1 protein-coding gene is annotated in these 286 nt (G+C 45.1%); it reads left to right on the plus strand.

Going from position 1 to position 286, the window contains the following annotated elements:
• The coding region (locus Q4528_RS13520) for a hypothetical protein (RefSeq protein WP_303522045.1) at nucleotides 1–286 on the plus strand (286 nt) is incomplete at both ends.

Genomic DNA, 286 nt, shown 5'->3' on the forward strand with positions numbered 1-286 from the left:
GCCCAAGAAGAACAAGCAAGTGAAATCTCGCTAGATGATAGTGAAATGGCTGCCCTAGACGCTTTTGAATCTGATGATTTAGTGCCCTCTATTGAAGAAGACGAGCCTGCTCAAGAAGATCCTGACGCCATCATTAGTGCAGACGATTTAGCTGCTGCGCTTAGTATGGAAGATGATCAAGATTTGTTTGACGTTAACGACGCCGAGCAGCTTGACGAGGCCGCTGAGTTATCTTTTGAGGATGCATTAAAACAACAGCAAGAAATGGAAGCTGAGCTTTCTGAAG

Origin of the sequence: Staphylococcus pasteuri (genome assembly GCF_030547725.1) — a bacterium.
GTDB classification, from domain to species: domain Bacteria; phylum Bacillota; class Bacilli; order Staphylococcales; family Staphylococcaceae; genus Staphylococcus; species Staphylococcus pasteuri.